This window comes from Xanthomonas sp. CFBP 8445 (assembly GCF_025666235.1).
GTDB classification, from domain to species: Bacteria; Pseudomonadota; Gammaproteobacteria; order Xanthomonadales; family Xanthomonadaceae; genus Xanthomonas_A; species Xanthomonas_A indica.
In genome coordinates, this window is record NZ_CP102594.1 from 3,695,492 (window position 1) to 3,717,243 (window position 21,752).

At 70.0% G+C, this 21,752-nt stretch carries 18 protein-coding genes; 8 read left to right on the plus strand and 10 right to left on the minus strand.

Features of this window, described 5'->3' with window-relative positions; genetic code table 11:
- Window positions 1-90: 90 nt before the first annotated feature.
- Window positions 91-2,250, minus strand: coding sequence for a S46 family peptidase (locus NUG21_RS15815; protein ID WP_263391368.1), 2,160 nt, complete (start codon window positions 2,248-2,250; stop codon window positions 91-93).
- 168 nt (window positions 2,251-2,418) lie between these two features.
- Between NUG21_RS15815 and tdh the strand changes: the two genes are divergently transcribed.
- Window positions 2,419-3,450, plus strand: a complete 1,032-nt coding sequence (gene tdh, locus NUG21_RS15820) for an L-threonine 3-dehydrogenase (RefSeq protein WP_184502529.1) — start codon at window positions 2,419-2,421, stop codon at window positions 3,448-3,450.
- An 85-nt stretch (window positions 3,451-3,535) separates the two neighbouring features.
- On the opposite strand, the gene NUG21_RS15825 is transcribed toward tdh, so the two are convergent.
- The 5 genes from NUG21_RS15825 to NUG21_RS15845 form a co-directional block, all read right to left on the minus strand.
- Window positions 3,536-4,234, minus strand: coding sequence for a TorF family putative porin (locus tag NUG21_RS15825; RefSeq protein WP_019796739.1), 699 nt, complete (start codon window positions 4,232-4,234; stop codon window positions 3,536-3,538).
- Between the two features lie 280 nt (window positions 4,235-4,514).
- The gene (locus NUG21_RS15830) at window positions 4,515-5,555 is read right to left on the minus strand and encodes a sulfate/molybdate ABC transporter ATP-binding protein (RefSeq protein WP_263391369.1); all 1,041 of its coding nucleotides are present in this window, start codon (window positions 5,553-5,555) and stop codon (window positions 4,515-4,517) included.
- 7 nt (window positions 5,556-5,562) lie between these two features.
- Complete coding sequence (cysW, locus tag NUG21_RS15835) at window positions 5,563-6,516, minus strand: sulfate ABC transporter permease subunit CysW (RefSeq protein ID WP_263391370.1); 954 nt, start codon at window positions 6,514-6,516, stop codon at window positions 5,563-5,565.
- Window positions 6,516-7,616, minus strand: coding sequence for an ABC transporter permease subunit (locus tag NUG21_RS15840; protein WP_263391371.1), 1,101 nt, complete (start codon window positions 7,614-7,616; stop codon window positions 6,516-6,518). Before NUG21_RS15840 ends, cysW begins: the two co-directional genes overlap by 1 nt.
- 4 nt (window positions 7,617-7,620) lie before the next feature.
- Window positions 7,621-8,643, minus strand: coding sequence for a sulfate ABC transporter substrate-binding protein (locus tag NUG21_RS15845; protein WP_263391372.1), 1,023 nt, complete (start codon window positions 8,641-8,643; stop codon window positions 7,621-7,623).
- Window positions 8,644-8,836: 193 nt separating this feature from the next.
- On the opposite strand from NUG21_RS15845, the gene kbl reads away from it, so the two are divergent.
- Together kbl and NUG21_RS15855 are read left to right on the plus strand one after the other, a co-directional pair.
- Entirely contained in the window at window positions 8,837-10,039 is a 1,203-nt protein-coding gene (gene kbl, locus NUG21_RS15850) for a glycine C-acetyltransferase (RefSeq protein ID WP_263391373.1), read from the plus strand.
- Between the two features lies 1 nt (window position 10,040).
- Window positions 10,041-10,433 carry an HNH endonuclease gene (locus tag NUG21_RS15855; RefSeq protein ID WP_184502534.1) on the plus strand — a complete coding sequence of 131 codons (393 nt, stop codon included), beginning with the start codon at window positions 10,041-10,043 and terminating at the stop codon, window positions 10,431-10,433.
- Here the strand turns inward: NUG21_RS15855 and NUG21_RS15860 are convergent.
- The 4 genes from NUG21_RS15860 to NUG21_RS15875 form a co-directional block, all read right to left on the minus strand.
- The gene (locus NUG21_RS15860) at window positions 10,384-11,166 is read right to left on the minus strand and encodes a pseudouridine synthase (RefSeq protein WP_263391374.1); all 783 of its coding nucleotides are present in this window, start codon (window positions 11,164-11,166) and stop codon (window positions 10,384-10,386) included. The genes NUG21_RS15855 and NUG21_RS15860 overlap by 50 nt on opposite strands.
- 99 nt (window positions 11,167-11,265) lie before the next feature.
- The gene (locus NUG21_RS15865; RefSeq protein ID WP_152236546.1) at window positions 11,266-11,760 is read right to left on the minus strand and encodes a hypothetical protein; all 495 of its coding nucleotides are present in this window, start codon (window positions 11,758-11,760) and stop codon (window positions 11,266-11,268) included.
- A gap of 315 nt (window positions 11,761-12,075) precedes the next feature.
- On the minus strand, window positions 12,076-13,173 hold the full coding sequence (locus NUG21_RS15870) for an OmpA family protein (protein WP_184502536.1): 1,098 nt from the start codon (window positions 13,171-13,173) through the stop codon (window positions 12,076-12,078).
- Between the two features lie 277 nt (window positions 13,174-13,450).
- Window positions 13,451-14,362, minus strand: a complete 912-nt coding sequence (locus NUG21_RS15875) for a LysR family transcriptional regulator (protein WP_263391375.1) — start codon at window positions 14,360-14,362, stop codon at window positions 13,451-13,453.
- 99 nt (window positions 14,363-14,461) lie between these two features.
- Between NUG21_RS15875 and NUG21_RS15880 the strand changes: the two genes are divergently transcribed.
- The 5 genes from NUG21_RS15880 (at window position 14,462) to NUG21_RS15900 (ending at window position 21,749) form a co-directional block, all read left to right on the plus strand.
- On the plus strand, window positions 14,462-15,709 hold the full coding sequence (locus NUG21_RS15880) for an MFS transporter (protein ID WP_263391376.1): 1,248 nt from the start codon (window positions 14,462-14,464) through the stop codon (window positions 15,707-15,709).
- Window positions 15,706-16,995, plus strand: a complete 1,290-nt coding sequence (locus NUG21_RS15885; protein ID WP_263391377.1) for an SGNH/GDSL hydrolase family protein — start codon at window positions 15,706-15,708, stop codon at window positions 16,993-16,995. Before NUG21_RS15880 ends, NUG21_RS15885 begins: the two co-directional genes overlap by 4 nt.
- A gap of 33 nt (window positions 16,996-17,028) precedes the next feature.
- Entirely contained in the window at window positions 17,029-18,063 is a 1,035-nt protein-coding gene (locus NUG21_RS15890; protein ID WP_184502540.1) for an aldo/keto reductase, read from the plus strand.
- Between the two features lie 42 nt (window positions 18,064-18,105).
- A complete protein-coding gene (locus NUG21_RS15895) occupies window positions 18,106-19,128 on the plus strand; it encodes a zinc-binding alcohol dehydrogenase family protein (protein WP_263391378.1) in 1,023 nt (340 codons plus the stop codon).
- 572 nt (window positions 19,129-19,700) lie between these two features.
- Window positions 19,701-21,749: an NADPH-dependent 2,4-dienoyl-CoA reductase gene (locus NUG21_RS15900; RefSeq protein ID WP_263391379.1), complete on the plus strand. Its 2,049-nt coding sequence runs from the start codon at window positions 19,701-19,703 to the stop codon at window positions 21,747-21,749.
- Window positions 21,750-21,752 lie beyond the last annotated feature (3 nt).

Below are 21,752 nucleotides of genomic sequence, written 5' to 3' on the forward strand. Positions count from 1 at the left end.
ACCCTGCGCTGCATCCCCGTGCGCCGCCGTGGCGTTGGCCGCGGCGGACAGGCGGACGGCGGCCATGGCCGCCGCCCGCCCGAGCCTGGCTCACTTGGCCAGGTTCAACTCCTTCAGCAGCCGCGGCGCCGGCATCACTTCCTGCATGATCCAGTGCAGGTAGCGCGTGTCGACGGCGATCATGCGGGTCATCGCCGGGTCGAACACCCAGTTCGAACTCACCGACTCCCAGTTGCCATCGAAGGCCAGGCCGACCAGCTTGCCGTGCGCGTCCATCACCGGCGAGCCGGAGTTGCCGCCGGTGATGTCCAGGTCGGACAGGAAGTTGACCGGCACCGTGCCCAGCCGCTTGTCCTCCAGCCCGCCGTAGCGCTTGGCCTTGGCCGCCTCCAGCAGCGCCTTGGGCGAATCGAACGGTTCCACGCCGGTGTCCTTGGCGACCACGCCTTCCAGCGTGGTGAACGGGGTGTATTCCACACCGTCCTTGGGCGAATAGCCCTTGACGTTGCCGAAGGTGATGCGCAGCGAGGAGTTGGCGTCGGGATACACGAACTCGCCCTGGCTCTTCTTGTAGTCGGCCACGGCCTGCAGGTAGCGCGGCCGCGCCAGCAGCTCCTCGCCCTCGCGACGCTTCTGGTCCTGCTCGATCTGCAGCAGGGTCGGCATCAGCGCCACCGCATAGCGCAGCGCCGGGTCGTCGCTGGCTTCGAACGCGGCGCGATCGGCGTGCAGCCACTTCAGGCGCGCGTCGGTGTTGCCCAGCTGGGTGCCGGCCAGGCGCGTGGCGGCGGCCTGCGCATCGGCACCGGCCAGCCACTGGTCCAGCGCCGGCAGGCGCTGCGCCTTCGGCAGCTTCAGGTACTGGTCGAACCAATAGCGCTGCAACTGGCTGTCCATGGAGGCGACGTAGCGGCGCTCCATCTGCTTCATCGCGCCCTCGATCTCGGGCAGGTCGCGCTCCTGGTAGCCGGGCTCGCGCGCGGCGTCCGGCTTGGCGCGTTCGATCGACAGGCGGTACAGCATGACTGCACTGCCGAGCGCCCCGGTCCGCTGCATCTGCCGCAGCACCAGGTCGCGTTCGCGGCTGGCCTTGGCCTGCTCGCCCAGCGCCAGCAGTTGCGCGTGGGCCTGCAGCGCGGCCTTGCCCTCGCCGCCCTGGCGCTTGAGCCAGGCCAGCACCGCGTCTTCCTCGGCGTGCTTCTTGGCTGCCGCGTCGATGCGCTTGAAGCCTTCCAGCTGGCCTTCGTAGTTCTTGGCCACGTTGTTCCAGCTGGCCATGGTCGCGGCGTACTTCACCTGGATGTCCGGGTTCTGCTTGCCGGCCTGCTCGACCAGGGCGATCAGGTCGCGGTACTGGCGCGCGGCGGTGGGATACCCCCAGTTGGCGGTGGCGTCGAACTCGGACGCCAGCGCATAGCGGTTGGTGCGGCCCGGATAGCCGGCCACCATGACGAAATCGCCGGCGCCCAGCGGCTGGTCGGCGAACTTCAGGAAGTGCTTGGGCTGGTACGGCACGTTGTCCTTGGCGTAGGCGGCCGGCTTGCCGTCCTTGCCGACGTAGGCGCGGTAGAACGAGAAGTCGCCGGTGTGGCGCGGCCACATCCAGTTGTCGACGTCGCCGCCGAACTTGCCGATGCCCGACGGCGGCGCGTAGGCCAGGCGCACGTCGCGGATTTCCAGGGTGCGGAACAGGCGGTAGGTGTTGCCGCCGGAGAAGCTGTACAGCTCGCAGCGGTAGCCGGCGTCGGCTTCGCAGGCGGCGACCTGCGCCTTGTCGAAATCCTCCAGCGCCTGCGTGCGCTTGAGCGCGTCGTTGCCGGCGGCGGCCATCGCCGCCTTGGCCTGCGCGGTGACGTCGGTGATGCGGTCGAGCACATAGATGCGCGCGTTCGGACCGGCACTGAGTTCAGCGCCCTGGCTGGCGGCGCTGAAGCCGTCGCGGATCAGGTTCTTCTGCGCGGTCGAGTTGAGCTGGATCGCGCCATAGGCGCAGTGGTGGTTGGTCACCACCAGGCCCTGCGGCGAGACGAAGCTGGCGGTGCAGCCGCCCAGCGAGACCACCGCGCCCATCGGGTCGCCGGTGAGATCGGACAGTTGCTGCGGCGACAGCTTCAGGCCGGCCTGCTGCAGTGGTCCGGCGATGTCCGGCAATTGCTGCGGGACCCACATGCCCTCGCCGGCATGGGCGGCGGAGGCGCCGGACAGGGCGGCGACGGCGGCGATGGCGATAGCCAACGAATTCGAACGCATCGAGCGGTTTCCTTGATGACAGACGTTAGAGTGTAACGGCTGTCGCCAAGCGCCCGGACCGTGACCAATGGCACCCTGGGACCTGTCACGTCCTGACCGCGCCGCAACATGGGCACGCCGGCCGGGCGCTTATACTGCGCGCCCTCTTCCCATCGAATCTGCACCGACATGGCGCAAACAATGAAGGCGCTGGTCAAGCGCGACGCCGCCAAAGGCATCTGGCTAGAACAGGTGCCGGTGCCGGTCCCCGGCCCCAACGACGTGCTGATCAAGCTGGAAAAGACCGCGATCTGCGGCACCGACCTGCACATCTACCTGTGGGACGAGTGGAGCCAGCGCACCATCAAGCCCGGCCTGACCATCGGCCACGAATTCGTCGGCCGCATCGCCCAGCTCGGCTCGGCGGTCACCGGCTACGAGGTCGGCCAGCGCGTGTCGGCCGAAGGCCACATCGTCTGCGGCCACTGCCGCAACTGCCGCGGCGGGCGCCCGCACCTGTGCCCGAACACGGTGGGCATCGGCGTCAACATCAACGGCGCCTTCGCCGAGTACATGGTGATGCCGGCCTCGAACCTGTGGCCGATCCCCGACCAGATCCCCTCCGAGCTGGCCGCGTTCTTCGACCCCTACGGCAACGCCGCGCACTGCGCGCTGGAGTTCGACGTGATCGGCGAGGACGTGCTGATCACCGGCGCCGGCCCGATCGGCATCATCGCCGCCGGCATCTGCAAGCACATCGGCGCGCGCAACGTGGTGGTCACCGACGTCAACGATTTCCGCCTGAAGCTGGCCGCGGACATGGGCGCCACGCGCGTGGTCAACGTCGCCAACACCTCGCTCAAGGACGTCATGGCCGACCTGCACATGGAAGGCTTCGACGTTGGCCTGGAGATGAGCGGCAACCCGCGCGCCTTCAACGACATGCTCGACTGCATGTACCACGGCGGCAAGATCGCCATGCTCGGCATCATGCCGCGCGGCGCCGGCGCCGACTGGGACAAGATCATCTTCAAGGGCCTGACCGTGCAGGGCATCTACGGCCGCAAGATGTACGAGACCTGGTACAAGATGACCCAGTTGGTGCTGTCCGGCTTCCCGCTGGGCAAGGTACTGACCCACCAGTTGACCATCGACGAATTCCAGAAGGGCTTCGACCTGATGGAAGAAGGCAAGGCCGGCAAGGTCGTGCTGAGCTGGTGAGGCGTCCGCCGCGCAGCGCGGCGGTGCCGGAAAAACACGAAGGGCGCCTTGCGGCGCCCTTCGTCGTTTCACGGCGGCGATGCGATCAGAACGCGATCGTGCCCGAGACCACGACGCGGTGACCGGCCAGGCGCTCGGTGAAGTTCTCCGGGCCCTTGTTGTCGGTGTCGTAGTAACCCACGCTCAGCGCCAGCGGGCCGACCATCTTGCCCACGCTGACGTTGTAGTCGGTGTAGTCCTGGTACGCGGTCAGCGCGCTTTCGTAGGTGGTGCGGCCGACGTGCGCGCCGACGCTGAAGCCCTGCGGCAGCGACCAGTTCCCGTCCAGCGCGTAGTAGAAGCTGTCCTTGTCCAGGTTGTACACGTTGTCGGTGTAGGCCACGGTCAGGGTGTAGGTCTTGAGGAACTTGGTCTTGGTGATCAGCTCGTTGTAGTTCAACCGGCCGGCGCCCGGGTAGCCGTAGCGGTTGACCATCACGTCGAAGTTCCAGTCCGGGGAGAAATCGACGTTGTAGCCGACGAAGCCGTCCGTTTCCCAATCCGGATCGCCGGCGCCGAAGTCGACGTTGGAGCCCCAGGCGCCTACGTACAGGCCGAACGGCGAGGTGTAGGTGAGGCCGGCCTGGAACGCCGGGCCCTTGTCGGTCTGGGAGACGCCACGGAACACGTAGTCGCTGACCACACCGTAGGAGCCGGTGATCGGCGAGGTGGGCTCGTCCTGGGCCAGGACGGTGAGCGGCGAAGCGGCCAGTGCGAGGGCCAGGGCGAGAGTGGTCTTGTTCACCGGTCATTCTCCTGCGGTTGACGAGGGTGGTTGCAGCGTGGGGCGCGTCGCGCCTTCACGATTTTTTAACTGCTTTTACCTTGCAGCGCAACAACTTTCGTTCCTTCCAGGTCCTGGCGTGTCCCGCGTCCGTGGATGTGCGCCAAGCGCGGACATGCTGATCGCGCCCTGATTGTCGGGCACTGGCCAGCCACGGTCCCGGCCCGCACAACGCCGCCACGCCGCAGCGACCGGCCCGGTCATGCGTGGCAAACGTGACGTGGCCTGCCCCGATCGGGCCTCAGGCAGGTGCGGCGAACACCCCGAACCGGCGCGCGCGCAGATGCAGTGGCTGGCCCGGCGCGTAGTCGTGCGTCCCCTCGCCCGCCGGCAGTTCCACCTCCACCTCGTCGCGGCCGTGCGCCAGTTGCGCGCGCAGGCGCAGGCGCGGGCCGCTGCGCTGGATGGACAGCACCGTCGCCGCCCAGCCTTCGCTGCCCGGCGCCAGATCTTCCGGCCGCACATACAGCTCGACCGGGCCGCTGGTCAGCGGCGTCGGCGGTGCCGGCAAGGCCAGCCCAGCGACCTGCACGGCACCGTCATGCAGGCGTGCCGGCAGCCGGTTCACCGCGCCGACGAAGGCGTACACGAAGGGCGAGGCCGGCTGCTCGTAGACCTGCGCGGGGCTGCCGACCTGCTCGATCCGCCCGCGGTTGAGGATCGCCACGCGGTCGGCCAGTTCCAGCGCCTCTTCCTGGTCGTGGGTGACGAACACCGTGGTCAGCCCGGTGCGTTCGTGCAGCTCGCGCAACCAGCGGCGCAGGTCGCGGCGGACCTGCGCGTCGAGCGCGCCGAACGGTTCGTCGAGCAGCAGCACGCGTGGCTCGATCGCCAGCGCGCGCGCCAGCGCCACGCGCTGACGCTGGCCGCCGGACAGCTGCGCCGGGTAGCGCCGGTCCAGGTCGTGCAACTGCACCAGCGCCAGCAGTTCCTGCACCCGCGCGCGGATGCGCGCCTCGGTCCAGCGCGCCTCGCGGCGCACGCGCAGGCCGAAGGCGATGTTCTCGTAAACGCTCATGTGCTTGAACAAGGCGTAGTGCTGGAACACGAAGCCGACCCGGCGCGCCTGCACCGACAGCGCGGTGGCGTCCTCGCCGTGGATCAGCACGCGCCCGCGATCGGCGTGTTCCAGCCCGGCGATCACCCGCAGCAGCGTGGTCTTGCCGGAGCCGGACGGCCCCAGCAGCGCCAGCAGTTCGCCCTGGCCGATGTCCAGGCCGACGTCGTCGAGCGCGGCGAAATCGCCGAAGTGTTTGCCCAGGTGCTGTACGCGGATGCTCATGGCAACCTCAGTGTCGGTGAGTGGCGGCCAGCGCCGCGCCGTGGCGCCAGTGCAGCCAGGACTTCACGGCGAGCGTCAGCAGCGCGGTCAGCGCCAGCAGGCTGGCGCAGGCGAAGGCGGCGCTGTAGGCGTATTCGTTGTAGAGGATCTCCACATGCAGCGGCAGCGTGTTGGTGCGCCCGCGGATGTGCCCGGACACCACCGACACCGCACCGAACTCGCCCATCGCCCGCGCACTACACAGCAGCACGCCGTACAGCAGGCCCCAGCGGATGTTGGGCAAGGTCACCCGGAAGAAGGTCTGCCAGCCGCTGGCGCCCAGGCTCAGCGCAGCCAGTTCCTCGTCGTCGCCCTGCTGCTCCATCAGCGGCATCAGTTCGCGGGCGATGAAGGGAAAGGTGACGAAGGTGGTCGCCAGCACGATGCCCGGCAGCGCGAACACGATGCGCGGCAGGCGCAGCACCACCTCGCCCAGCAGCGGCAGGGACAGCCGCACGCCCTCGTCGATCAACGGCCAGGCCCAGCCGTTGCGGCCGAAGATCAGGATGAACAGCAGCCCGGCGACCACCGGCGACACCGAGAACGGCAGATCGATCAGGCTCACCAGCAGGCGCTTGCCGGGGAAGCGATGCTTGCTGACCGCCCAGGCCGCGGCCACGCCGAACACCAGGTTCAACGGCACCACGATCGCCGCGACCAGCAGGGTCAGGCGAATCGCCGCCAGCGCGTCCGGATCGGAGATCGCGCGCCAGAACACGTCGGCGCCGCTGCGCAAGGCCTCGACGAACACCAGCAACAAGGGCAGCAGCAGGAACGCCAGCAGGAACAGCAACGCACCGCCAATCAGCAGCCGCTGCACCCAGCGCGGCTCGTCGACCACCGAGGCCGGCAGCTGCACCGGGACGGTGGCGGCGGCCTGCCCCGGGACGCGCGCGGCCAGCGCGGACACCACGGACGCCATCACGTCACCGCCCTGCCACGCCGCGCGAACCAGGCCTGCGCCGCGTTGACCAGCAGCAACGACAGCAGCGACAACAGCAGCATCGCCGCAGCGATCGCACTGGCGCCGCCGTAATCGAATTCCTCCAGGCGAATGGTGATCAGCAACGGCGCGATCTCGGTGGCATTGGGCAGGTTGCCGGCGATGAAGATCACCGAGCCGTACTCGCCGACCCCGCGCGCGAAGGCCAGCGTGAATCCGGTCAGCACCGCCGGCCACAGGGTCGGCAGCAGCACCCGGCACACCGTCTGCCAGCGTCCGGCCCCGAGCGTGGCCGCGGCCTCCTCAAGCTCGCGCTCGGCCTCGGCCAAGACCGGCTGCACGATCCGCACCACGAACGGCAGCCCGACGAACACCAGCGCCACGACAATGCCCAGCGGCGTGTAGGCGACCTTGACCCCGCCCGCGCCGCTGCCCTGCATCAGTGCGGCGTAGCCGAACAGCAGGCCACCGACGCCCAGCGCCGCCAGGCTGAGCACGGCGAGCGTGCCGAGCAGGCGCTGCAGCGCGCGCAGCGGCGCCGGCAGCAGCGTGTGGCTGCGTCGCAACAGCGTGTGGCCGATGGCGGCCAGCACCAGCAGCAGCGCCAGCCGCGGCCACCACCAGGCCAACGTCGGCAGGCTGGCCGCCAGCGCCTGCGCCGGCTGCTCCAGCCAGCGCCCGATCCAGCCGTTGCTGCCGTACAGCGCGGTCAGGGCGATGCCGGCCACTGCGGTGGGCAGCGCGAACGGCAGGTCGATCATCGCGTCGAACAGGCGCTTGCCGGGAAAGCGATAGCGCACGAACACCCAGGCCACCCAGGTGCCCATCACCGCATTGAACGCGGCCGCAGCCAGCGCGGTGCCGAAACTCAAGCGCAACGCCGCCAGCACCCGCGGCTCGCTCCACACCCGCCACACGCCCTCCCAGCCCAGCCCGCTGGTCTTGAGCAGCACCGCGAGCAAGGGGATCAGCACCACCAGCCCCAGCCAGGTCAGGGTGATGCCCAGGCTCAGCCCCAGGCCCGGCATCACCCGGCGCTGGCGCGGTGCGCGGGGAACGGCGGCGGCGGTCACGGCCATCGCGTCACTTGCTCGCCTGGATCTGGTCGAACAGGCCGCCGTCGTCGAAGTGGGTGGCCTGCGCCTTGGCCCAGGACCCGAACGCCTGCTCGATGGTGACCAGCCGCACCTTCGGCAGCCGCGCCAGATCCGCGCGATCGGCGTACTCGGGATGGCGCGGCCGGTAATAGTGCCTGGCTGCGATCTTCTGCCCTTCCGGCGAGTACAGGTATTTCAGATATTCCTCGGCCACCGCGCGGGTGCCGTGCTTGTCCACGTTCTTGTCGACCAGCGCCACCGACGGCTCGGCCAGGATCGACAGCTTCGGCACCACGATCTCGAACTTGTCCTGGCCCAGTTCCTGCTGCGCCAGGAATGCCTCGTTCTCCCAGGCCAGCAGCACATCGCCGATGCCGCGCTGGACGAAGGTGGTGGTGGCGCCGCGCGCGCCGGTATCCAGCACCGGCACGTTGCGGAACAGCGCGCGCATGTAGTTGAGGATGCGTTCGCGATCGCCCTTGAAGATATGGTCGGCGTAGGCCCAGGCGGCCAGGTAGTTCCAGCGCGCGCCGCCGGAGGTCTTGGGATTGGGCGTGATCACCGACACGCCGCTGCGCAGCAGGTCGGGCCAGTCCTTGATGCCTTTCGGATTGCCCTTGCGCACCAGGAACACGATGGTCGAGGTGTAGGGCGCGCTGTTGTCGGGCAGGCGCGTGGCCCAGTTCGCATCGATCAGCTTGCTCTTGGCGGCGATCGCGTCGACGTCGTAGGCCAGCGCCAGTGTCACCACGTCAGCCTCGACCCCGTCGATCACCGCGCGCGCCTGCTTGCCGGAACCGCCGTGCGAGGTCTCCACCGTCACCTGCTCGCCGGGATGCAGTTGCGCCCAGTGCTTGGCGAAGGCGGCGTTGTAGTCGCGGTAAAGCTCGCGGGTGGGATCGTAGGACACGTTGAGCAGTTGCGTCTCGGCGGCGGCCGCGGCCCCGGCGAACGCGCACAAGGCGAGCGCGAGCAGCGGGCGCCAGCGGCGCGGCGGAAGGCTGGACATGGGCGGTTCTCCAAAAACACACAGACCGACGCCGCGGCCGATGCCCGCCGCGGACCATGACGCATGCTGCGCAGCGGCAGGCGGCGGGTGAAATGACTTCCGGGCAGCGGCTCATGCCATTTGCGCATGACGACCCCGGCCTTCGCGGGCGCCGCGGTAAAATCGCCGCCTCTTTCCGCCGCGCGTGCCCGTCATGACCGACTCCCGCCTCACCCAGCACTACGCCGAGGAACTGGACGCGATCCGCGCCCAGGGCCTGTTCAAGTCCGAACGCATCATCGTCGGCCCGCAGGCGGCGGAAATCGTCCTCGCCGACGGCCGCCGCGTGCTCAACTTCTGCGCCAACAACTACCTGGGTCTGGCCGATCATCCGGACCTGATCCAGGCGGCCAAGGACGCGCTGGACACGCACGGCTTCGGCATGGCCTCGGTGCGCTTCATCTGCGGCACCCAGGACCTGCACAAGCAACTGGAAGCGCAGATCGCCGCGTTCTTCGGCACCGAGGACACCATCCTCTACGCCGCCTGCTTCGACGCCAACGGCGGCCTGTTCGAACCGCTGCTGGGCGAGCACGACGCGATCATCTCCGACGCGCTCAACCATGCCTCGATCATCGACGGCGTGCGCCTGTGCAAGGCCAAGCGCTTCCGCTACGCCAACTGCGACATGGCCGACCTGGAAGCACAGCTGCAGGCGGCCGATGCCGCCGGCTGCAAGACCAAGCTGATCACCAGCGACGGCGTGTTCTCGATGGATGGTTTCATCGCTCCGCTGGACGAGATCACCGCGCTGGCGAAGAAATACAACGCGCTGGTGCACATCGACGAATGCCATGCCACCGGCTTCCTCGGCGCCAGCGGCCGCGGCTCGGCCGAGGTCAAGGGCGTGCTGGACAAGATCGACATCTTCACCGGCACCCTGGGCAAGGCCATGGGCGGGGCGCTGGGCGGCTTCACCACCGGCCGCCGCGAAGTGATCGAACTGCTGCGCCAGCGCTCGCGGCCCTACCTGTTCTCCAACTCGCTGCCGCCGCACGTGGTCGCCGCCGGGAGCAAGGCCTTCGCGATGCTCGACGCCGCCGACGACCTGCGCGCACGCCTGGTCGAGAACACCGCCTACTTCCGGGAGCGCATGGCCGCCGCCGGTTTCGACATCAAGCCCGGCACCCACCCGATCTGCCCGGTGATGCTCTACGACGCGCCGCTGGCGCAGCGCTTCGCCGAGCGGCTGCTGGAAGAAGGCATCTACGCCATCGGCTTCTTCTTCCCGGTGGTGCCCAAGGGCCAGGCGCGGATCCGCACCCAGATCAGCGCCGCGCACACCCGCGAACACCTGGACCGGGCGATCGACGCGTTCACCCGCATCGGCCGCGAACTGGGCGTGCTCGCCGCCTGAGATGCGCGCCGCGCTGCGCCAACGGCTGTTGCTGGCGGCGCAGACCGACGCCCAGGCGGAGTCCGTAGCAGGCGGTTGGCGCAGCCGCTGCCTGCACTGCCGGCGGCGCCTGGATCTGCGCGGCGACGGCGAACCGCTGGGCCACTGCTCGCTCGAACACGTGGTCCCGCAGGCCTGGTTCGGCCGCCGCGCGGCAGCGGCGCTCTGCGGCATGGTCGGCGACGATCCGAACGACGCGCGCAATCTCGCGCTGGCCTGTGCCGGCTGCAATCACGCCAAGGGCCGCCACCACGATGCGCGCGGGCCGCAGGACGCGCGCGCCCGCGAGGTGGTCGCCGCGTTGCTCAGCGCACGGCTGGCGCGCTGGCGTCCGCCACCGGCGCCAACGCCCTGACTTCAGCGGCGCTGAGTGCGCGCCAGGCGCCCTTGCCCAGGTCGCCCAGCACCAGCTCGCCGATCGCCACCCGCACCAGCCGCAGCACGTCCAGGCCGAGCGCGGCGAGCAGCCGCCGGATCTGCCGGTTGCGGCCCTCGTCCAGCACCACCTCCAGCCAGGCATGGCGCTCGCCCTGGCGCAGCAGGCGCACCTGCTTGGCCCGCAGCGCTTCGCCCTCGGCGACCACGCCGGCACACATCCGCGCCAGCAGCGCCGCGTCGGGCACCGCGTCCACCTGCACGTGGTAGGTCTTGTCCGGGCCGCTGCCCGGATCGGTGACCCGCGCCGCCCATTGCGGGTCGTTGCTGAACAGCAGCAAGCCTTCGCTGGCCTTGTCCAGGCGCCCGACCGGTGCCAGCCACGGCAGGCCGGCGCCGTCGAAACAGCGGTACACGGTGTCGCGGCCGCGTTCGTCCTGCGCACTGGTGACCAGCCCGCGCGGTTTGTTGAGCATCAGGTACAGGCGTGCGGTGTCGGCCAGCGGCGCACCGTCCACGGCCAGCCGGTGGCGGCCCTGCACGATCGGGAATTCGGGATCGGTGACGATGCGCCCGTCGACCGCGACACGGCCGGCGGCGATCCAGCGTGCGGCCTCGGTGCGCGAGCACAGGCCCAGCTTGGACAAGGTGCGGGCCAGGCCGTGGCGCGGCGTGGCCGGTGCGGCGTCGCGCGCGGGCAGGCGCGGACGCACGGGCGCCGTCGGGGACGACGCCGGACGGCGGGAACGCGGCGGCTTGGCCCCTCGCACTGCGCGAACGGGCGCGGCCGCGGGCGGCCGCGCGTCGAGCTCTTACTGCTTGTTGGCGTCGGCCGGCGCCGGCGCCTCAGCGGCAGCCGCCGGGGCCGGGGCCGGACGGGCCTTGACCACACGGACGCCGCGCGCCTTCATCCAGGCGTCGAACTCCTCGGCGGTCATGCGCTTGCCGTTCTGGCTCATGTCGAACCGCCAGGGCGTGTTGTCGAAGGCGGTGGCCGGCTTGTAGGCGGCCGGATCGTTGGGCTTCACCGCGCCCGGGGTGGCGTTGGCCAGGCTCTGGCAGCCTTCGGCGCGCAGCCGCAGCAACACGCGGTCGAGCGACTGGTCGCTGCTGTAGGACTGGGTCAGCACGCCGCTGGGCATGCCCAGCTGCACGTTGCGGCTGAACAATTCGGAAGCGACCGGTGCGGCGACCGTGGCCGGCAGCGCCAGCGGCTTGGGCAGCAGATCGCCGGAGCAATCCGGTGCGGCGTGGGCCGCAGGAATCAGGGCAAGCGCGAGCAGGCTGGCCGTCACGATACGCAGCATCGGTTTTTTTCCATTCAGGCGAGTCGACGAGCGAGTGTAGGCAGGCCCCGGCACGCTTTCAACTGTTACCGGCACTACATGCGCTAAATAATTGGGATTGCTGAAAAAGTTCAGCTTGGAGCGGGCGTGGAAAACGTCAGCGTCCGCGTCGCGCGTAGGAGCGGCTTCAGCCGCGACAGGCTCTCCCAGCAAAGCTCATCGCGGCTGAAGCCGCTCCTACGAAACGCAGCACCGACCAAGACACCGCATTACCCCACCCCACAAAAACAAAGCCCGGCACGAGGCCGGGCTTTGCTTGAGACTGGAAGCGTCCGATTAGTTCTGGACGTTCAGCTCGGTACGACGGTTCTTGGCGCGGCCTTCCGGGTTGTCCGAACCATCCGGGTTGGTGTTCGGAGCAATCGGGCGGCTCTCGCCGTAGCCGATCGGGCCGACCAGACGCGACGCGTCGACGCCGTTCTTCACCAGGTAGTCGTACACGACGCGGGCGCGGCGCTCGGACAGCTTCTGGTTGTAGGCTTCGGTACCCTTCGAGTCGGTGTGACCGGCAACCTCGACGCGCAGGTCGGGGTAGCGCTTCAGGATCTCGGTGGCCTCGCCCAGGATCGCCACGGCGTCCGGACGCAGGTTCGCCTTGTTGAAGTCGAAGTTGACGCCCTTCAGGTCGATCGACACCGGCACCGGGCAGCCGTCCGGACCGATGGTCTGGCCAGGCTGGGAGTTCGGGCACTTGTCGTCGCAGTTGTTGACGCCGTCACCATCGTCGTCCAGATCGGCGCAGCTCGGCGCAGCGGCCGGCGGCGGCGGCGGGGCGACCGGGGCAGCCGGCGGCGGGCCCAGCGGGATCACGACGCCGACCGAAGCCAGCACGTCGCCGAACCAGTTCTCCGACGGAGCGGCAACGCTCTGGTCGTCGAAGTCAGCGCGGTAGGCCACTTCGGCACGCACGGCAACGCGCTTGTCGAAGGTGGTCTGCAGACCGACGCCGGCCTTGGCGGCGAAGTTGCCGTCCTTGCGCTGGCCCGGGGAGACCGGACCGCCGGTGTCGAACTCTTCTTCCGAGCGCTGGTAGCCCAGGCCGAACAGCAGGTACGGGTTCCAGCCGCGGCCTTCCTGGATGAAGTGGCGACGCAGGTCGAACGAGATGCCGTACTGGCTCCAGTTCAGGTCCTGGTTCTTGTCGAAGTTCGGGTTCTGATAGTTCAGTTCACCGTCCAGCGACCAGTTCGGGTTGATGAACTTGCCCAGGCCCAGGGTGACGAAGGGCGCATCGTTGGTGGTGCGGTCCTTGTCCTGGAAGTTGAAGCCAGCCGAACCGGTCAGGTACCAGCGGTCGTCGAATTCCTGCGCGGACGCTGCCTGGGCGACGGCCAGACCGCCCAGCAACGCGGCGGTGAGAATTTTCTTGTTCATTAATACAGCTCCTTGTTTCGGGGAGATAGAAACCGATAGAGGCATGGTTCAGTACAGATGTCTCGTCACATCCAGACGGCCGTTTCCGCACGCCATCGCCGCGCACATTATGCGCCGCATAGTGAAGATGGCGTTAACGAGCACGTAACATGTGAAAGTCAACGCCAGCCCCTGCCAGGCCGTGGATACACCGTATACAGGTTAATGAAGCCGCGCAATGCGGCAGGCCCGTGGCCGTTTGCGGTCGTAGACAAGGACCCACAGGGCGACCCAGGTCTCACCGCGGCCGCGCCCACGGCGGTGGATCGGCCAGCTCGGCCTGCATGAAGTCGACGAAGGCCCGCACCCGCGGCGGCACCAGCCGGCGCTGCGGCATCACCGCGTAGATGCCGGTCTCGGTCAGCGGATAGTCGGCCAGCACCTGGCGCAGCCGCCCCTGCCGCAGGTCCTCGGCCACGTGCCATTCCGAATGCAGGGCGATGCCCTGGCCGTTGACCGCGGCATCGCGCAGCACCTCGCCGAAGTTGGTCTCCAGCGGTCCAGCCACGCGGACGGCGATTTCGCCGTCGGGCCCCTGCAGCCGCCAGGTGTCCTGCCGGCCGTCGCTGCCGGTCAGCAGCAGGCAGGCGTGGGCGGCCAGGTCGGCCGGCGTGGCCGGGGTGCCGTGGCGGCGCAGGTAGTCGGGCGAGGCGCAGAGCATGCGCCGGTTGCCGGCCAGGCGCCGCGCGACCAGGCTGGAATCGCGCAGCGTGCCGATCCGGATCGCCAGGTCGAAGCCTTCGCTGACCAGGTCCACGACGTTGTCGCTCAGGTGCACGCTCAGCCGCACCTGCGGGTGCAGCGCCATGAACCGCGGCAGCAGCGGCGACACGTACAGACGCCCGAACGCCGCCGACATCGTCACCCGCAGGGTGCCGGCGGCGACCTCGCCGGCCTGGCGCAGGCCGCCGGCCAGCGATTCCAGGTCCTCGACCAGCGGCCGCCCCTGCTCGGCCAGCTGCAGGCCTTCCGGGGTCGGGTGCAGGCGCCGCGTGGTCCGGTGCAGCAGGCGCACGCCGAGCGCGCGTTCCAGCCGCTGCAGCCGCTGGCTGGCCACCGCCACCGACAGGTCCAGGCTGCGCGCGGCGGCGCTGATCGAACCGAGGTCGAGCACGCGCAGGAACAGGGCGATGTCGCCGATCCGGTCCATTGTATGGATTCCATTGAAAGTCGTTCAATATTTTTACTGTTTTTACTGAGAACCTGCAGGCCTAGGCTGCCCGTCCTCCCGCCACTCCGGAGCCGCCGCATGGCCGCCTCGCTCGCCCCACCTTCCCCGTCCGCTGCCGGGCGCACGCCGCTCGCGCTGTACGCGCTGACCGCCGGCGCCTTCGGCATCGGCACCACCGAATTCGTGATCATGGGCCTGCTGCTGCAGGTCGCCGCCGACCTGCAGGTCAGCGTCCCCGCCGCCGGACTGCTGATCTCCGGCTATGCGCTGGGCGTGTTCCTCGGCGCGCCGCTGCTGACCGTGGCCAGCCGACGCTGGCCGCGCAAGCGCGTGCTGCTGGCACTGATGCTGGTGTTCACTGTCGGCAACCTGGCCTGCGCCCTGGCGCCGAGCTATGCGGCGCTGATGGCGGCGCGGGTGGTGACCTCGCTGGCGCACGGCACCTTCTTCGGCGTCGGCGCGGTGGTCGCGACCACGCTGGTGCCGCCGCAGCGCAAGGCCTCGGCGATCTCGACCATGTTCACCGGCCTCACCGTCGCCACCCTGCTGGGGGTGCCGGCCGGCGCCTGGCTCGGCCTGCAGTACGGCTGGCGCGCCACGTTCTGGGCGGTGGCGGCGATCGGCGCGCTGGCCACCGTGGTGATCGCGGCGCTGGTGCCGGCCGACCGCGACGCCACGCCGGCGCCGCCGCTGCGCGAGGAGCTGCGCGCGGTCGGTCGCGCCCCGGTGCTGCTGGGCCTGGCGACGACGGTGCTGGGCTATGCCGGCGTGTTCTCCGTGTACACCTACGTGCAGCCGCTGCTGACCCAGGTCACCGGGGTGGCCGACAGCGCGGTGTCGCCGCTGCTGCTGGTGTTCGGCGTGGGCATGATCGTCGGCAACGTGCTCGGCGGGCGGCTGGCCGACCGCCGCCCGCGGCAGGCGCTGCCGCTGAGCCTGGGCGTGCTGGCCGTGGTGCTGGCGGCGCTGACCCTCGCCCTGCCCTCGGCGCCGGCGATGGCGCTGGGCATCGGCCTGCTGGGCGTGGCCGCGTTCGCCACGGTGGCGCCGCTGCAGGTGTGGGTACTGGGCAAGGCCGGCGAGGCCGGCCGGCATCTGGCCTCCAGCCTGAACATCGGTGCGTTCAACCTGGGCAATGCGCTGGGTGCCTGGCTCGGCGGCCTGGTGCTCGGCCATGGCGGCAGCCTGTCGCAGCTGCCATGGGTGGCGGCGCTGCTGACCCTGGCCGGACTGGCGGTGGCGCTGGGCGCGCTGCGGTTGTCGCCGGCCACCGCCACATCCGCGGCCGATACCGGCGCGGGCTGCGCCGCCGGCGGTGCCGCATGAGCCAGGCAATGGCAAAGGCCGCGCTGGCGACGGCGCTGCTGGGCACGCTTGCGCTGCCGGCCGGCGCGGCGCCGCGCGACTGGATCGCGACCTGGCAGGCCAGCCCGCAGCCGCTGTGGGACGCGGACTTCCCGTTCCCGACGCAGACGCCGTTCCACCTGTGGCGGCAGACCGTGCGCCAGGTGGCGCGGGTCAGCCTCGGCGGCAACGAGGTGCGGGTGGAACTGAGCAACGCCTATGGCGATGCGCCGCTGCACATCGGCGCCGCGTCGCTGGCGCTCGCCGGCGACGGCGCGGCGACCCTGCCCGGCTCGCAGCGGCCACTGCGCTTCGGCGGCAAGACCGAGGTGATCGTGCCGCCAGGCGCGCCGGTGCTCAGCGACCCGGTGGCGCTGCGCGTGCCGGACCTGGCCCGGCTCAGCATCAGCCTGTACCTGCCGCAGCCCACCGCGCCGTCCACGTTCCACTGGGAAGGCCTGCAGAGCGCGTGGCTGGCCGACGGCGAGCACACCGCCGACGCCACGTTGGCCGGCGCCAGCGCGCTGCCGGTGCGGCTGTTCGTGAGCGGCATCCAGGTGCGTCGCGCCGATGCCGTCGGCGCGGTGGTGGCGCTGGGCGACTCGATCACCGACGGCGCCGCCTCGACGCCGGGACAGGACCGGCGCTGGCCGGACCAGTTGGCCACGCGGCTGGCGGCGCAACGGGTGGCGGTCCTCAACGCGGGCATCTCCGGCGGTCGCGTGCTGCGCGACCGCATGGGCCGCAACGCGCTGGCGCGGCTGGACCGCGACGTGCTGGCGCAGCCGGGCGTGGAGACCCTGATCCTGTTGCTGGGCATCAACGACATCAGTTGGTACGCCACGCCGTTCGCGCCGGACGACGCACCCGTGTCGGCCGAGGAACTGATCGCCGGCTACCAACAACTGCTGCAGCGCGCGCAGGCGCGCGGCCTGCGGGTGATCGGTGCCACCCTCACGCCGTTCGAGGGCGCGCTGCCCGACTCGCCGATCCCCGGCTACTACAGCCCGCAGAAGGACGCCGTGCGCCAGCAGGTCAACGCCTGGCTACGCGCCGATAACGGCTTCGACGCGATCCTGGATCTCGATGCGCTGCTGCGCGACCCCGCGCATCCCACGCGGCTGCGCGCGGACTTCGACTCGGGCGATCACCTGCATCCCGGCGACGCCGGCTATGCGGCCATCGCCGAGGCCGCCGCGCAACTGCTGGGCGCCGACGCGCCCGCTGCACCGGCCACGTCCGCGGCCGCCAGCGCCGCCGCGCACTGACCTGCCTCCCCTTCCCACCATCAGGAGTTCACCATGGAATACCGTCATCTCGGCGCGTCCGGCTTCAAGGTCCCCGTGCTCAGCTTCGGCACCGGCACCTTCGCCGGCACCAACCCCTTCTTCGCCGCCTGGGGCAATTCGGATGTGGATCAGGCGCGGCGCCTGATCGACATCTGCCTGGAGGCCGGCGTCACCCTGTTCGACAGCGCCGACGTCTACTCCAGCGGCGCCGCCGAATCGGTGCTGGGCGCGGCGATCAAGGGCCGCCGCGACCAGGTGCTGCTCTCGACCAAGGCCGGCTTCCGCTTCGACCGCGAGGCGCCCAACAGCGTCGGCTCCTCGCGCTTCCATTTGATCCGCGCGGTGGAGACGGCGCTGACCCGCCTGGGCACCGACTACCTCGACCTGTTCCAGCTGCACGGCTTCGACGCGCGCACGCCGGTGGAGGAAACCCTGTCCACCCTCGACGACCTGGTGCGTGCCGGCAAGATCCGCTACCTGGGCGTGTCCAACTTCTCCGGCTGGCAACTGATGAAATCGCTGGCGGCAGCCGACCGCCATGGCTGGTCGCGCTATGTCGCGCACCAGGCCTATTACTCGCTGATCGGCCGCGACTACGAAGAGGAACTGATGCCGCTGGGCCTGGACCAGGGCGTGGGCGCGCTGGTGTGGAGCCCGCTGGGCTGGGGTCGGCTGACCGGCAAGCTGCGCCGCGGCCAGCCGCTGCCGGACAGCAGCCGCCTGCACGACAAGGCGGTCACCGAGGCCGGCCCGCCGGTGCAGGAAGAGCACCTGTACCGCGTGATCGACGCGCTCGAGGCGATCGCCGCCGAGACCGGCAAGAGCGTGCCGCAGATCGCGCTGAACTGGCTGCTGCAGCGGCCGACGGTCAGCAGCGTGATCATCGGCGCACGGACCGAGGAGCAGTTGCGGCAGAATCTGGGAGCGGTCGGCTGGACGCTCGATGCCGCCCACGTGCAACAGCTGGATGCGGCCAGCGCAGCGGTACCGGCGTATCCGTACTGGCACCAGCGCGGCTTCGCCGAGCGCAATCCGCGGCCGGTCTGAGCCGCGGCCGTGCCCTCCTTTCCCTCACGTCCAGGAGCCTCCATGAAAGCGGTCGCCACCCTCCATCCCCTGCCGATCGACGATCCCCGGTCGCTGCACGACCTCGACCTGCCGACGCCGCCCGCGCCCGGCGGCCACGACCTGCTGGTGCGGGTGGAGGCGGTCTCGGTCAACCCGGTGGACACCAAGGTCCGCGCCAAGGGCGCGCCCGACGGCCAGCCCAAGGTGCTGGGCTATGACGCCGCCGGCGTGGTCGAGGCGGTCGGTCCCGACGTCGACGGCTTCGAACCGGGCGACGAGGTCTACTACGCCGGCGACATCACCCGCGCCGGCAGCAACGCGCAGTACCAATTGGTGGATGCGCGCATCGTCGCGCGCAAGCCCTCCACGCTGGACTTCGCCCAGGCCGCGGCGCTGCCGCTGACCACCCTCACCGCCTGGGAACTGCTGTTCCAGCGCATGCCGTTCGACTTCGACGACGAACACAACCGCGGCCGCCGCCTGCTGGTGATCGGCGGTGCCGGCGGGGTCGGCTCGATCGCGATCCAGCTGGCGCGGCATGCCGGCTTCGAGGTGATCGCCACCGCCTCGCGCCCGCAGACCCGCGACTGGTGCCTGCAACTCGGCGCGCACCACGTGATCGACCATCGCCAGCCGCTGGCGCCGCAGCTGCAGGCGCTGGGCATCGACCAGGTGGACGCGGCGCTGAACCTGGCCGACACCGACCGCTACTGGCAGGCGCTGGGCGAACTGCTGGCGCCGCAGGGCCACGTCGGCCTGATCGTCGAACCGAGCGGCCCGCTGCACATCGGCGACCCGTACAAGGCCAAGTGCATCGGCATCCACTGGGAAATGATGTTCGCGCGCGCCCGTTTCCGCACCGGGGACATGATCGAACAGCACCGCATCCTGGCGCGCACCGCCAGCCTGGTGGACGCAGGCGAACTGCGCACCACCCTGACCGAGACACTGAGCCCGATCAACGCCGCCACCCTGCGCGAGGCGCACCGCCGCCTGGAGTCGGGCAGCACCATCGGCAAACTGGCGCTGGTCGGCTGGGGCTGAGTGGGCAGCGCAGCGATCGAAACGTTAACGCGATCGCCCCACTTTGCGCGCGGCGGTCGTAGGCTGTACATGACCGTGACCCGGTAGTTCTGCTGTTGCCGTTGTTGTTGTTATTGCTGTCGCTGTTGCTACAGCTCTTGCCTCGGCCTTTGCTGTGCTTTTGATCTACAGGGCCCCCTCGGCGCGGCAGACATGGCGGGCGAGTACCCGAAGGGCGACGCGCAGGATGCGCGTCGTTTTCCGCCGGCACATGATGTGCCGTCGGAAAATGCCCGACTTGGCTGCGAACCCGGAGCGCGATAGCGCGGAGGGCGCGCTGCGGGGTGTGCTTTCTTTTGGTTACTTTTCTTTGCACAAGCAAAGAAGCGCTCCTCAGCAGCCGAAGGCTGATCAAAGTGACCCGCGCCAGCGGAAGCTGTTGCCTTTGCTTCAAAGCTTCATGCTTCAAATCCCAGCGCCATAGCAAGGCAACCTCAACGTCAGGGTGGAGGCACGTCAAGGCAACGTCCCTCTTGCCGTAGCCCAAGTTTCACGGCACCCTGCGCCCTTCCGTACGCCTGCGTATCCACGCCATGTCGCCCGCCTCCGGCCAGCCCGAATCCACCTCCCCCGCCTACCCGCACCTGTTCGCCCCGCTGGATCTGGGCTTCACCCAACTGCGCAACCGCATCCTGATGGGCTCCATGCACACCGGCCTGGAAGACCGCGCCCGCGACTTCCCCAAGCTGGCCGCGTACTTCGCCGAGCGCGCCGCCGGCGGCGTCGGGTTGATCGTCACCGGCGGCTTCGCCCCGAACGTGGTCGGCTGGCTGAAGCCGTTCGGCGGCAAGCTGTCCTGGCCATGGGAGGTGCGCCCGCACCGGCAGGTCACCGCCGCGGTGCACGCGCATGGCGCCAAGATCTGCCTGCAGCTGCTGCACGCCGGGCGCTACGCCTATCACCCCTTGTCGGTGGCACCGTCGAAGCTGAAGGCGCCGATCAATCCGTTCACCCCGCGCGCGCTGTCGGCCCGCGGCGTCGAACGCCAGATCGATGCCTACGCGCATGCCGCCAGGCTCGCCCGCGAGGCCGGCTACGACGGCGTCGAGGTGATGGGCTCGGAAGGCTATCTGATCAACGAGTTCATCGCCCCGCGCAGCAATCGCCGCAGCGACGCCTGGGGCGGTGACGCCGCCAGGCGCATGCGCTTCGCGGTGGAGATCGTGCGTCGCATCCGCGCCGCCTGCGGGCCGGACTTCATCATCGTCTACCGCCTGTCGCTGGTGGACCTGGTCGAGGACGGCAGCGACTGGCAGGAGATCGTGCTGCAAGCGCAGGCGATCGAGGCCGCCGGCGCGACCCTCATCAACTCCGGCATCGGCTGGCACGAAGCACGCGTGCCGACCATCGCCACCTCGGTACCGCGCGCCGCCTTCGCCGCGGTCACCGCCAAGCTCAAGCCGCACGTGCGGCTGCCGCTGATCGCCACCAACCGCATCAACATGCCCGACGTGGCCGAGCGCATCCTCGCCGGCGGCGGCGCCGACATGGTGTCGCTGGCGCGGCCGCTGCTGGCCGACCCGGAATGGGCGAACAAGGCGCAGCGCGGCCAGGCCCAGGCGATCAACACCTGCATCGCCTGCAACCAGGCCTGCCTGGACCACGTGTTCGAGAACAAGACCGCCAGTTGCCTGGTCAATCCGCGCGCGGCCGCCGAGACCGAACTGAACTACCTGCCGACCCGCGCGCCCAAGCGCATCGCCGTGGTCGGCGCCGGCCCGGCCGGCCTGGCCTGCGCTACCGTGGCGGCGCAACGCGGCCACCGCGTCACCCTGTTCGACAGCGCCAGCGAGATCGGCGGCCAGTTCAACGTGGCCAAGCGGATTCCCGGGAAGGAGGAATTCCACGAGACGCTGCGCTACTTCCGCCACCACATCGAGGCCACTGGCGTGGAGCTGCGCCTGCAGACCACCGCCGATGCGGCGCTGCTGGCCGACTTCGACGAGGTGGTGCTGGCCACCGGCATCGTGCCGCGCGCGGTGGACTTCCCCGGCGCCGACCATCCCAACGTGGTCAGCTACCTGGACGTGCTGCAGGGCCGGGTGCAGGCGGCGGACAAGGTCGCGATCATCGGTGCCGGCGGCATCGGCTTCGATGTCGGCGAGTTTTTGGTGCACGCTGGTGCGTCGACCGCGCTGGACCCGGCGCGGTGGATGGCCGAGTGGGGCGTAGACCCGCAGTTCGAAGGCCGCGGCGCGCTGTGCAAGCCGCGCCCGGAGCCGCCGGCGCGCAGCGTGTGGCTGCTGCAGCGCAGCCCGGGCCGGCCCGGCGCGCGGCTGGGCAAGACCACCGGCTGGATCCATCGCGCCACGCTCAAGGCCAAGGGCGTGACCATGCTCGGCGGCGTCGAATACCTGGGCGTGGACGACAGCGGCCTGCGCATCCGCGTGGACGGTACCGAGCAACTGTTGCCCGTCGGCACGGTGGTGATCTGCGCCGGCCAGGAACCCCGCCGCGACCTGCAGGCGGCGCTGCTGGCCGCCGGCCGCAGCCCGCACCTGATCGGCGGCGCCGACGTCGCCGCCGAACTGGACGCCAAGCGCGCCATCGCCCAGGGCAGCCGGCTGGCCGCGCAGCTGTAGGGC

What these genes read in the sequence shown, in the direction of transcription:
- NUG21_RS15815 (WP_263391368.1), bottom strand. Translation starts at nt 2,250, where the DNA reads ATGCGTTCGAATTCGTTGGCTATCGCCATCGCCGCCGTCGCCGCCCTG.
- tdh (WP_184502529.1), top strand. Translation starts at nt 2,419, where the DNA reads ATGGCGCAAACAATGAAGGCGCTGGTCAAGCGCGACGCCGCCAAAGGC.
- NUG21_RS15830 (WP_263391369.1), bottom strand. Translation starts at nt 5,555, where the DNA reads ATGAGCATCCGCGTACAGCACCTGGGCAAACACTTCGGCGATTTCGCC.
- cysW (WP_263391370.1), bottom strand. Translation starts at nt 6,516, where the DNA reads ATGGCGTCCGTGGTGTCCGCGCTGGCCGCGCGCGTCCCGGGGCAGGCC.
- NUG21_RS15840 (WP_263391371.1), bottom strand. Translation starts at nt 7,616, where the DNA reads ATGGCCGTGACCGCCGCCGCCGTTCCCCGCGCACCGCGCCAGCGCCGG.
- NUG21_RS15845 (WP_263391372.1), bottom strand. Translation starts at nt 8,643, where the DNA reads ATGTCCAGCCTTCCGCCGCGCCGCTGGCGCCCGCTGCTCGCGCTCGCC.
- kbl (WP_263391373.1), top strand. Translation starts at nt 8,837, where the DNA reads ATGACCGACTCCCGCCTCACCCAGCACTACGCCGAGGAACTGGACGCG.
- NUG21_RS15855 (WP_184502534.1), top strand. Translation starts at nt 10,041, where the DNA reads ATGCGCGCCGCGCTGCGCCAACGGCTGTTGCTGGCGGCGCAGACCGAC.
- NUG21_RS15865 (WP_152236546.1), bottom strand. Translation starts at nt 11,760, where the DNA reads ATGCTGCGTATCGTGACGGCCAGCCTGCTCGCGCTTGCCCTGATTCCT.
- NUG21_RS15870 (WP_184502536.1), bottom strand. Translation starts at nt 13,173, where the DNA reads ATGAACAAGAAAATTCTCACCGCCGCGTTGCTGGGCGGTCTGGCCGTC.
- NUG21_RS15875 (WP_263391375.1), bottom strand. Translation starts at nt 14,362, where the DNA reads ATGGACCGGATCGGCGACATCGCCCTGTTCCTGCGCGTGCTCGACCTC.
- NUG21_RS15880 (WP_263391376.1), top strand. Translation starts at nt 14,462, where the DNA reads ATGGCCGCCTCGCTCGCCCCACCTTCCCCGTCCGCTGCCGGGCGCACG.
- NUG21_RS15885 (WP_263391377.1), top strand. Translation starts at nt 15,706, where the DNA reads ATGAGCCAGGCAATGGCAAAGGCCGCGCTGGCGACGGCGCTGCTGGGC.
- NUG21_RS15890 (WP_184502540.1), top strand. Translation starts at nt 17,029, where the DNA reads ATGGAATACCGTCATCTCGGCGCGTCCGGCTTCAAGGTCCCCGTGCTC.
- NUG21_RS15895 (WP_263391378.1), top strand. Translation starts at nt 18,106, where the DNA reads ATGAAAGCGGTCGCCACCCTCCATCCCCTGCCGATCGACGATCCCCGG.
- NUG21_RS15900 (WP_263391379.1), top strand. Translation starts at nt 19,701, where the DNA reads ATGTCGCCCGCCTCCGGCCAGCCCGAATCCACCTCCCCCGCCTACCCG.